Source organism: Nocardia takedensis NBRC 100417 (genome assembly GCF_000308695.1).
Lineage (GTDB): Bacteria > Actinomycetota > Actinomycetes > Mycobacteriales > Mycobacteriaceae > Nocardia > Nocardia takedensis.
Genome location: NZ_BAGG01000022.1, coordinates 1 through 279, shown reverse-complemented (window position 1 = coordinate 279; position 279 = coordinate 1). Strand labels below are relative to the sequence as shown.

Sequence of the window (279 nt, the reverse complement as noted above, 5' to 3'; positions counted from 1 at the left end):
CGAATACTTCGAATATCTCGCGCAGGCGCTACAGGCCGCGGGCGCGCGGCAGGTCCGGATCTTCGGCGGGGGCGGCGGCGTGATCGTCCCCGAGGAGATCACCCGCCTGGCCGCCGCCGGGGTGACGATCTTCTCCCCCGAGGACGGTCAGCGCCTGGGCCTGCCCGGCATGATCAACCGCCTGATCCGCGACTGCGACGTCGACCTGGCGGCCGAACCGCCCGCGATCGACGCCGTCCTGGCCGGTGAACGCGCCGCCCTGGCCCGCGCCATCACCTG

The 279-nt window shown here is 73.1% G+C and carries 1 protein-coding gene; it reads left to right on the top strand.

From position 1 onward, the window contains the following. Window positions 1-279 (top strand): hypothetical protein (locus tag ON30_RS05810; RefSeq protein WP_040704764.1); only part of this gene is annotated, 279 nt, incomplete at both ends.